This is a genomic window from Polaromonas sp. P1_G4, from assembly GCF_056405475.1.
In genome coordinates, this window is record NZ_JBFUCA010000136.1 from 1 (window position 1) to 9,019 (window position 9,019).

At 60.0% G+C, this 9,019-nt stretch carries 12 protein-coding genes; 10 read left to right on the forward strand and 2 right to left on the reverse strand.

Translation table 11 applies throughout. From position 1 onward, the window contains the following. The 6 genes from AC1D1X_RS09045 to AC1D1X_RS09070 all read left to right on the forward strand — a co-directional run. A partial coding sequence (locus tag AC1D1X_RS09045; protein WP_477698163.1) for a hypothetical protein occupies positions 1–357 on the forward strand: 357 nt, incomplete at its 5' end. Between the two features lie 128 nt (positions 358–485). Then, positions 486–1,148: a hypothetical protein gene (locus AC1D1X_RS09050; protein WP_477670519.1), complete on the forward strand. Its 663-nt coding sequence runs from the start codon at positions 486–488 to the stop codon at positions 1,146–1,148. A 65-nt stretch (positions 1,149–1,213) separates the two neighbouring features. Further along, complete coding sequence (locus AC1D1X_RS09055) at positions 1,214–1,651, forward strand: hypothetical protein (protein ID WP_477670520.1); 438 nt, start codon at positions 1,214–1,216, stop codon at positions 1,649–1,651. 84 nt (positions 1,652–1,735) lie between these two features. Then, positions 1,736–2,230 (forward strand): hypothetical protein, encoded by a 495-nt coding sequence (locus AC1D1X_RS09060; protein ID WP_477670521.1) that lies wholly within the window; start codon positions 1,736–1,738, stop codon positions 2,228–2,230. A gap of 244 nt (positions 2,231–2,474) precedes the next feature. Then, positions 2,475–2,972: a hypothetical protein gene (locus AC1D1X_RS09065; protein ID WP_477698164.1), complete on the forward strand. Its 498-nt coding sequence runs from the start codon at positions 2,475–2,477 to the stop codon at positions 2,970–2,972. A 206-nt stretch (positions 2,973–3,178) separates the two neighbouring features. After that, positions 3,179–4,063: an NmrA family NAD(P)-binding protein gene (locus AC1D1X_RS09070; RefSeq protein ID WP_477670523.1), complete on the forward strand. Its 885-nt coding sequence runs from the start codon at positions 3,179–3,181 to the stop codon at positions 4,061–4,063. A gap of 25 nt (positions 4,064–4,088) precedes the next feature. Here AC1D1X_RS09070 and AC1D1X_RS09075 read toward each other — a convergent pair whose 3' ends face one another. Next, positions 4,089–4,658: a DUF1439 domain-containing protein gene (locus AC1D1X_RS09075; protein ID WP_477670524.1), complete on the reverse strand. Its 570-nt coding sequence runs from the start codon at positions 4,656–4,658 to the stop codon at positions 4,089–4,091. A 157-nt stretch (positions 4,659–4,815) separates the two neighbouring features. Between AC1D1X_RS09075 and AC1D1X_RS09080 the strand changes: the two genes are divergently transcribed. Then, positions 4,816–5,235, forward strand: a complete 420-nt coding sequence (locus AC1D1X_RS09080) for a hypothetical protein (RefSeq protein ID WP_477670525.1) — start codon at positions 4,816–4,818, stop codon at positions 5,233–5,235. Positions 5,236–5,256: 21 nt separating this feature from the next. Here the strand turns inward: AC1D1X_RS09080 and AC1D1X_RS09085 are convergent, their stop codons facing one another. Next, positions 5,257–5,514, reverse strand: coding sequence for a hypothetical protein (locus tag AC1D1X_RS09085; RefSeq protein ID WP_477649662.1), 258 nt, complete (start codon positions 5,512–5,514; stop codon positions 5,257–5,259). Positions 5,515–5,668: 154 nt separating this feature from the next. Here AC1D1X_RS09085 and AC1D1X_RS09090 point away from each other — a divergent pair, with 154 nt between their 5' ends. The 3 genes from AC1D1X_RS09090 (at position 5,669) to AC1D1X_RS09100 (ending at position 8,989) form a co-directional block, all read left to right on the forward strand. Continuing rightward, the gene (locus tag AC1D1X_RS09090; RefSeq protein ID WP_477670526.1) at positions 5,669–6,076 is read left to right on the forward strand and encodes a MerR family transcriptional regulator; all 408 of its coding nucleotides are present in this window, start codon (positions 5,669–5,671) and stop codon (positions 6,074–6,076) included. A gap of 57 nt (positions 6,077–6,133) precedes the next feature. Beyond that, a complete protein-coding gene (locus AC1D1X_RS09095) occupies positions 6,134–7,132 on the forward strand; it encodes an aldo/keto reductase (protein ID WP_477670527.1) in 999 nt (332 codons plus the stop codon). Positions 7,133–7,390: 258 nt separating this feature from the next. After that, complete coding sequence (locus AC1D1X_RS09100; RefSeq protein WP_477670528.1) at positions 7,391–8,989, forward strand: ABC transporter substrate-binding protein; 1,599 nt, start codon at positions 7,391–7,393, stop codon at positions 8,987–8,989. Positions 8,990–9,019: the final 30 nt, after the last annotated feature.

Below are 9,019 nucleotides of genomic sequence, written 5' to 3' on the forward strand. Positions count from 1 at the left end.
GAATGGAAGGAGTCGCTGGCAGAATCCGCAAAAACCGCGAAGATCCCATTCGTCTTTGCCAAGGATGAAGCCGCAATTCCCTCGAACGCCTCCATCCTTGTCCGTTTGACCGTCAACGACTTCAAGTATGTGTCTACAGCGAAGCGATACGTGTTGGGCGTGCTGGTTGGAAACGCGTACATGGACGTTAACGCCCAGTACATCGAGCTTCCTTCGAACAAGTCGTTCGGAGCCAAAAATTTCAATACCTCCTCGAGCGCCTGGGAGGGCATTTTCTCAGCCGTTACCCCCAAGCAGGTTCGAACCGTCTCGGAGGTGATTGTCAGGGACGTTGTTTCAACGTCGCCCGCGAAATAGTGCGTTCCGCCGCTCGGTCGAACCGATGGTCAGTGGTTGGCCTGACCTCCCGCCATTGACCCTGTCTCACCGCACCAAATATCCCGCGGGCGGCGACTGTCGCCATCAGCCGATAACTACCGGAGTTCATGTCCATGCGTCTATTGCTAGCTTTCCTGGCTTCCCTCTCCCTGGTGGGCTGCGCCACAGGCCCGGTGTCTCTGCCTGTCGAGAACCTCGCCGCATCGGCCCGGACACCGGTCGAAGACCTGCGCCCGAAGAATGAAGGCACTCGCGAAATCTTTAGCCTGCTGATTACCAGTGATCGCTACGGTTATTTCCGGTTGGCCCAGGACCTCACAGACCCCACCGGCCCCCGGCTGTTCTCCCATCGTCTGCAAGAAAAGTATGGTGCCGGACCCGTCCCTCCAACCAGGTTGCATCACTTTGCGGTGTATTCAAACTATCGCGCAGAACTCAAAAGCGCGGCGTTGGGTGCTGCACTGGGAGGTGCCATTGGCGCCGCCATTACAAGCGGCACCGTCAAGCGCGAAGGTGAAACCGTCCATACCCTGGTCGATGCAGCGAGCTATGCCGCGCTCTCGGGCGAGAACGAATACCAGCGCGCCTTCTACACCGAAGCCGAACTCAAAGCTGGCACCTCCGCGTTCGTGATCTTCATCGAGAGCGAATCGCAGGGGCGGCGTCGCTTCACGCGCACCGTATCTCCCACCAAGCCCGCTCAGGCGGATCAAAGGAATCCGCTGCACCGGGCCCTGGAGGCTGCCATTCACTTCCATCTGAACCCCTGAGAAGGTTGCCTGGCAAGACTCCGCGCCATTCCGCACTTCTGCGGGACATGTCAAAGTTAGGACACATGGAACACCACATCATTGCCAACGCCGAATTGGTGCGAAACATTGCCAGGGGAAAGCTGGCCGTCATCGTCGAGTACAACGAGGCTGGAGTGCGCTGGCTCGACGCATACATTGATCGTCAACGCCAAACTGCGAGTGAGGAAGTCAAGAGCAACCTGCCGAGCACCTTGGGCTCATTCCTCGGTGAATGCATCCGTCACACTTTCGGCGGGCAGTGGGTGCAAGATCCAGAGCACGGCTGGATGGTCAGGATCAATGACAAGTTGTCAGTCTTTCCCTTCAACAAGGTCGCAAAGCAGCTTGCCAATGAAGACGGTGAATCTGTGTCGGGCCTCTTCACCGCCATCTCTCCGCTATTACTCGCAGACATTCCTGGCGAGCCGTCTGTCTTCGCACCTACGCTTAAAAAAGTGCGTCCCTGGTGGAAGTTCTGGTAGCCGACCTGAAAATGACTTTCCGGTAAAACGAGGCACTCTGCCGGCAAGTCGGCTGTGCACCCTGCATCTCAAACATTGAGCATCATGAGTCCGATCGTTCCCGCAACCGAATTTGAAATCTGTGTCTCTATGGGTGACTTCGTCAGTTGGACTGTCGAAGACAAGCCAGTGCCCAATCCAGACCTTCAAGCCGTCTTTGATGCCCTGGGTGTAAAGATTGAGATCTTATCCATCCACCACGATTACTTTGACGATGCTTACCGAGCCGGGCGTGGGGACGTTCATGTCTACCCCGTAAAGGGCGATCCGGACACCGTTGTCGTGCTTGATCTATACAGCGATCCACATGACCAACTGGACTTGGTGAGTCTATTGATGCGTTGCAAGCCATCTTCAGTAACAGAGATTGCGCGGCTCGTATCTGTGTTCTTTAACGGTGCGTCAGCGCAAGTCCATACGTCGCAGCAAAGTGTTTCTATCAGGCTTCGGAGGTCAATCGACAAGACGCAATATCCGCGTTCCATCTCTGGCTCTGAGTTTGTTCAATGCCAGATTCATCACCAGGATACTGATGCCTGATCAGTCCTCGGACGCTTCGAGGAACATGCTGCTGCTTCATTCATTACACGGTGGAAGCGCCACATCCTACAGGCCAGCGCGAAACGGGGCGGTATTGTCGCCATACAGCGACAAGCGATGTAAGGCGCAAGTGTGTTGTGCAACGGTGTGTGTGAAGGGTCAACAGCGCTGCATGCCACGCCGTTGAACACAGGCTACGTGATAACAATAATTTCCATCATCCATCCATTCAAAGGACTCTCTCATGAACAAATTGCTCGCTACTCTCATTGCTACCCTCTTCGTCGGCATTGCTTCTGCACAAACACCGGCACCTGTCGAGTCGTCCACGCAAACCGCTCCGGTTGCCGGCAAGGCTGAAGCCAAGGCCGACAAGTCTGTGGCAGCCGCCGTGAAAAGCGAAGCCAAGGTTGACGCCAAGGCCGATGCCAAAGTGGTGAAGGCCGAAGAAAAAGCCGCGGCGAAAACCGCCAAGGCAGATGCCAAGGCCGCTAAAGCCAAGGTCAAGGCCGACGCCAAGGTTGAAAAGGCAGACGCTGACGACAAAGCCAAGGCCACCACCAAAGCTGAAAAGGCCACCACCAAGGCAGATGCCAAAGCAGCCGGCGTCGCTATCGATGCCAATGCCAAGGTTGATACCGTGAAGGCCAAAGCCGCCGCCGACAAGGCCAACGCTGCGGTCGACACCAGCGCAGTCAAGGCAGAAGCCAAGACCGACGYCAAGGCAGCCGGCACCAAGTAAGCGGCAACGCGGGTCAAATACATACCCGCTGATCCAAAAAGACAGGCTGAGGCCTGTCTTTTTTTTGCCTGTCTCCTTGTGACCGCACGCGTCGCAGCCCTTCCTTGTCCCTTGTCGGCGCATTCCGACTTTCCAGGGCTCCAGTGGCTGTCACTGAGGAGCCTCGCCTGCCTCGAGCATGGATCTTTTGACACCAGGAGAATCCCATGCATATCATTCTTGGCGGAACAGGACACGTCGGCTCGGCGCTGGTCAAACGCCTTATCGGTGCGGGCGAGCCCGTCACCCTCATCACCCACGACCCCAAAAAATCCGGCCGGGTGGGCAAGACCAAACACGACGTACCCCAACGGGCGAAGGTCGCTGTTGCCGACGCCCACGATGTACCGTCGCTGCGCAAAGTCTTCCAGCAGGGCACGCGGCTTTTTCTGCTTAATCCGCCGGCGGCTCCCTCCACCGACACCGATGCCGAAGAGCGCAGCACGGTGACGTCCATCATTGAGGCACTGCAAGGTACACGCTTCGAGAAGATCGTGGCCGAGTCCACCTATGGCGCCCAGCCCGTCCAGCGCGCGGGCGACCTCGGCATTCTTTACGACATGGAAAAAGCCCTGGAGGCACAAGCTGTGCCGTTCAGCGTGATACGCGCGGCCTACTACATGAGCAACTGGGACGCGGCGCTGAAGACCGCGCAGGATGAAGGTGTGATCGACTCCATGTACCCGGCGGACTTCAAGCTGCCCATGGTGGCGCCGCAAGACCTGGGTGAGTTCGCTGCGCGCCTGATGACCGAGCCCGCCGGCAAAACCGGCCTCTTTCATGTTGAAGGGCCAGAGCAGTACAGCGCAGGCGATGTTGCCGTGGCCTTTGGAGAGGCGCTGCAAAAACCCGTCTCGGTGCGTGTTGCGCCGCGCGAGAAATGGGAAGAGGCCTTCAGGGCCATGGGCTTTTCAAGTGCTGCGGCCAGATCGTATGCGGCAATGACAGGAATCACGCTGGACCGGCATTACACCGTGCCCGATGCACCTGTCCGCGGTCGCACCTCGCTGCGCGCGTATGTGCAGGCGCTGGCGGGCGAGCAACGCGGCTAGCGCGTTACCGCGGCGGTCTGCTGGCTCAGCTCAGCGGCTTGTTCACGAACTCAATCACCAGCCCCCGCGCCGTCACGGTGATCCGGTCAGGCTGCACGCCCATGCTGTTGGGCAGTGCCAGGTCCTGCGGGTTGAGCGAGTGCAGCACAACGCCCTGCAGCGCCTGCTCGGCCAGCTGCGGGCCATAGCCTGATACCAGCATCGACGCCTGCGGCGGCAGGCCGTCAAACTGCAGCGTGTTCACGCGCAGCTGGTGCGCGCGTATCGTCATGTCGCTGGCTTCGTAGCGCAGCGCAAAGTCCAGGTCAAAGGTGCCGGGGTAAGCACGCTGCAGCGCCGGGCCGGCGGCTTCCACCGCCATGGCGGCGCCCAGCCGGTTTTGTTCGGGTAGCAGGCGCAGCTGCGGTGCCTGCACGGTCATGTCCAGCAGGCCGTTGGCGCGCTTGCGCACCGGAAAGCGTTTGGCCACCGCGTCCTGCAGCTGGGCCATGCTGACGGTGTAGCTGGGCTGGGCCTGTGCGCCCGGCAGGGTGAAATACACAGCTCCGCCCAGGCACAGCCGTGCGGTGGTGGCGAGAAGCAGTCTTCGTTTCATGCTTGTTGTGTCCTTTCAGTGCAAGAGCCATGATGCGTCCGGTGCCCCGCCACGCGTGTCATTCAAAAGCCCGTGTCGGGGTCGGCGTCCAGCCGATGGCGATTCAAGCGGYCGGGCGGCAAGAGGGCGGATTTCATATTCCTGTATGGTCGGCCTGATGCGAATGCTTTTGACCTTCCTGCTGTTTCCGGCCGCCACGCTGGCGATGGCGCAACCCACCAAGGGCGAGCAGGATGCGCTGGCCCTGGCGATCAGGTCGCAGCGTGTCCTCAATGAATACGCCATCGGGGCCATGGAGCCGGAGGCCATGAAGTACGCCCAGCGGCTGCGCCTGACCCAGGCAGCGCTGGACGGGCAGCGCAAGCAGTGGCCTGCGGCCAAGGAAGGGCCTGATCCGTTTGATCAATTCCGGCCTTGCAAAAATGCGCTTGAAACAGCGTCTTACCTTGCTGGGCTTTCGGGCAAGAAGGCCGTCAGTGCGCTCGACGACAAGGTGTTTCATGCCGGGAAAGACAAGCTGCAGAAGCTTCGCGCCGAGTGCGATGCGCTCATCAAGCGCGCCAACGCAGAGCGGTAAGCCGCCTGTGCTTGAGTCGCCTCAGCGGCCCACCACCGACCAGCCGGCCTTCTGGTTGGTCTTGTCGTTCTCATACTCCCACGCCGTCCCGCAGCGGTCGCATTTGTAGCGGGTGATGGTGATCAGCCCATGGCGGCGCGTTTCATGGCGCGGGTCGCCCTGCACCAGCTCGGGGTGGCCCGGGGCCTTGCGCCAGTTGCGCTGGATGCCGGCGCACGAGTCGCAGAGTTCCATCTTTTTGAGTTCGCTGGCGCGGTTGGGGTCTTGGGCTTGGGTCATGGGGGTGCTCTTGCGTTGCAGGATGTGCCCTATTGTCGCCCCAGGGGATGCGAAAGCGATTTGGCCTGCCGTTTCCAGTGGTCGCGGCAGCCAAAACACCCTGTGCGAAAAAGGGGCTTGACTTCGAGTGTGCTCGAAGTTTTACAGTCCCTTCATGACCACCGCAACCATTGACTCCCCCACCGTCTCCTTAAGCATTGCCGAAGCCGCAGAAGCCTCGGGGCTGAGCGCCTACACGCTGCGCTATTACGAACAGATCGGCCTGATTGCGCCGATAGACCGGCGCAGCGGCGCGCGCCGCTACAGCGATGCTGACATGCGCTGGCTCGACTTCCTGGTGCGTCTGCGCGCCACCGGCATGTCGATGCGTGACATGCAGCGCTATGCCCAGCTGCTGCGCGAAGGCAACACCGCCGCCAGCCTGGACGAGCGGCAAACCTTGCTCGAAGCGCACGCCGCGCGGCTGGAGGCCGGCATCCGCAGCCAGCGCGAAACCCTGCAGTACATCCGCAAGAAGCTCGGCCTCTATGAAGAGCTGCGCGCCGTGCCGAAGCGCGCCTGAACCCATCCCTGTCTATCAACCCTTTCAACCAACCCTTCAACCCAACGCAAACACACCATGATCAAAACCCGCACCCTCGGCCGCAACGGCCCACAAGTCTCCGCCATCGGCCTTGGCTGCATGGGCATGAGCGACTTCTACAGCAACCGCGACGACGCCGAGTCCATCGCCACCCTTCACCACGCGCTCGATCAAGGCCTGAATTTCCTCGACACCGCCGACATTTACGGCCCGCACACCAATGAGCTGCTGATCGGCAAGGCCATCGCCGGCCGCCGCAAGGACGTGTTCATCGCGACCAAGTTCGGCATCACGCGCGACCCGGCCAATGAAGCGGCGCGCGGCGTCGACGGTCGGCCTGAATATGTCAAAGCCAGCTGCGACGCCAGCCTGCAGCGTCTGGATATCGACCAGATCGACCTCTATTACCAGCACCGCGTCGACAAGACCGTGCCCATTGAAGACACCGTCGGCGCCATGGCAGAGCTGGTGAAAACCGGTAAGGTGCGCTATCTGGGTTTGTCCGAAGCCTCTGCCGCCACGCTGGCGCGTGCCTGCAAGGTGCATCCCATCGCCGCGCTGCAGAGTGAATATTCGCTGTGGACGCGCGACCCCGAAGTCACCGGCGCCCTGGCCGCCTGCCGCGAGCACGGCGTGGCCTTTGTCCCCTATTCGCCGTTGGGCCGCGGTTTCCTGACCGGCGCCTTCAGCAAGCCCGAAGACCTGCCCGCCGACGACTATCGCCGCAAGTTTTCGCCGCGTTTTGCCGAAGAAAACTTCAGGCGCAACCTGGCACTGGTTGATGTCGTCAAGCAGCTGGCCGCAACCAAAGGCGTCACCGCCTCGCAAGTGGCGCTGGCCTGGGTGCTGGCCCAGGGCGCGGACATCATCCCGATTCCCGGCACCAAGCGCCGCAGCTACCTCGACCAGAACATCGCCGCACTCGACGTCACGCTGAGCCCGGCCGAGCTGGTCCAGCTCGACAAGGCCTTCCCGCCTGACGCGGCCGCCGGACTGCGCTACCCCGCGTCGTTTCTGGGTACGGTCAATGCGTGACACAGGCTGACATCCTTAGGGGGCAAGCCAGCGGGCTCCGCCTGCGCTGAACCCGGGCCGTAGAGTTCTATTCAGTGACGCGTCCCGGTTCTGTGTTCCCTCTGGTCAAAAGTCCCTCGCCGCCTGATGATTCTGTAAGGCCGGTGCAGCGAAAATCCCGAAGTTGTTGTATCGTACAACAATACGATGTATCATTCAACGATACATTTGTATTTGCCTTGCTGTAGAAGGCCTGGCCTAACTTCATGGAGCTTCAGAATGGGAATCGCACTAACTTGTCCCCGCCGGTTGCTGGCGGCTGCCGTGGCTGTGACGCTTTCGGGTATGACGTCAGCTGCCGATTTACGGATCGGGTTCAAGGCCGAAGTCACTTCTGCCGATCCCCACGTTCTGGGCGCCGCAAATCGTGGCGTCTGGATGAACGTCTACGACTCGCTGATTGGCCAGGATGAAAAGCTGCATCCCATTCCTCTGCTTGCCTTGTCCTGGAAGGCGATAGATGACAAACAATGGGAATTCAAGTTGCGCCCCGGCGTCAAATTTCACAACGGCGAACCGATGACGGCCAACGACGTGAAGTTCTCGCTGGACAGGGCCAGGGCGCTGGCCGGCCCGCGAACATTCAAGACGTATTTGAGAGCGGTCGACAGCGTTCGGGTCCAGGATCCGCTGACAGTCATCATCAAGACGAAGGAAGCCGCGCCCACTCTGCCTGAAAACGTAGGTCTCGTAGCCATTCTTTCGAAAGGAAGCGGGGCGGAGATCAAGGAGGAAGACTTCGAGAACGGCAAGGCGGCGGTGGGCACCGGTCCCTTCAAGTACGCAGGACTCATTCCAAGCCAGCAAGTGACCATGACACGCAATGACGCGTACTGGGGCTCAAAACCGGCCTGGTCAAAAGTGATTTACCAATTCATACCGAAAGAACCGGCGAGAGCGGCGGCAATGCTGGGCGGAAGTGTCGATGTCATTGATGGCGCTGCCGGTAGCTTGAGCGAGACCTTGAAGAAAAGCGACAAGGTGTCGGTGGTCTCTACGACCTCCTATCTACTCAACTACCTGTCCATGGATCAATTTCGGACGGTTTCGCCTTATGTCACCAGTCATGACGGGAAACCGCTGGCCAAGAACCCGTTCCAGGACAAAAGAGTCCGCCAGGCCATCACAGTGGCCATTAACAGGGACGCCATTAACAAGTTCGTCATGAAAGGCGATGCGGAACCAGCGACGCAGATCGTTCCCGCCGGCTTTTTTGGGTACGAGCCCGCACTGAAGCTTCAGCCCGGGGACACGGCGCGGGCCAAAGCCTTGCTGACCGAGGCAGGCTATCCCTCCGGATTCAAGGTGGTTCTGCACTGCACCAATGACCGGTACCTCAACGACGCACGGGTCTGCGAAGCAATTGCCCAGATGTTGACCCAGGCGGGGATAAAAACCGACGCAAGGACGCTCCCCTACGCGAACTTTGTTACCCGGGCGACAAGCGGCGGAGCTGGTGGCGAGCCTGAATTCAGCCTGGCCATGTTTGGCATTGGTGCGGTTCTCGGTGATTCGCTGGAGCCTTCCACCGCCGTTGTCCATACCTTTGACAAGGCCCTGGGGACCGGAGCCAACAACTATGGCCGGTACAGCAACAAGGAGTTTGACGCGGCGATCCGCTCTGCGTCAAAAACATTGAGTGAAAAGGAACGCGAAGAGTTGCTGCGAACGGCCGCAAGGGTTGCCGCGGAGGACGTTGCCATCGTGCCGGTGCATAACGCGAAGGTGGCGTGGGGGTTGCGCAAAGGCCTGAGCATGGTCCCGCGAAGTGACGGGTTCACGGTGGCGAGTGCCATCAAGGACGCAGCTTCGAAGTAAAACAGATCAACGAATAGGGGTGAGGTGAGG

Coding starts and splice junctions, on each gene's coding strand:
- AC1D1X_RS09070 (WP_477670523.1), top strand. CDS start 3,179: ATGCATATCATTCTTGGCGGAACAGGACACGTCGGCTCGGCGCTGGTC.
- AC1D1X_RS09085 (WP_477649662.1), bottom strand. CDS start 5,514: ATGACCCAAGCCCAAGACCCCAACCGCGCCAGCGAACTCAAAAAGATG.
- AC1D1X_RS09075 (WP_477670524.1), bottom strand. CDS start 4,658: ATGAAACGAAGACTGCTTCTCGCCACCACCGCACGGCTGTGCCTGGGC.
- AC1D1X_RS09090 (WP_477670526.1), top strand. CDS start 5,669: ATGACCACCGCAACCATTGACTCCCCCACCGTCTCCTTAAGCATTGCC.
- AC1D1X_RS09100 (WP_477670528.1), top strand. CDS start 7,391: ATGGGAATCGCACTAACTTGTCCCCGCCGGTTGCTGGCGGCTGCCGTG.
- AC1D1X_RS09080 (WP_477670525.1), top strand. CDS start 4,816: ATGCGAATGCTTTTGACCTTCCTGCTGTTTCCGGCCGCCACGCTGGCG.
- AC1D1X_RS09055 (WP_477670520.1), top strand. CDS start 1,214: ATGGAACACCACATCATTGCCAACGCCGAATTGGTGCGAAACATTGCC.
- AC1D1X_RS09095 (WP_477670527.1), top strand. CDS start 6,134: ATGATCAAAACCCGCACCCTCGGCCGCAACGGCCCACAAGTCTCCGCC.
- AC1D1X_RS09050 (WP_477670519.1), top strand. CDS start 486: ATGTCCATGCGTCTATTGCTAGCTTTCCTGGCTTCCCTCTCCCTGGTG.
- AC1D1X_RS09060 (WP_477670521.1), top strand. CDS start 1,736: ATGAGTCCGATCGTTCCCGCAACCGAATTTGAAATCTGTGTCTCTATG.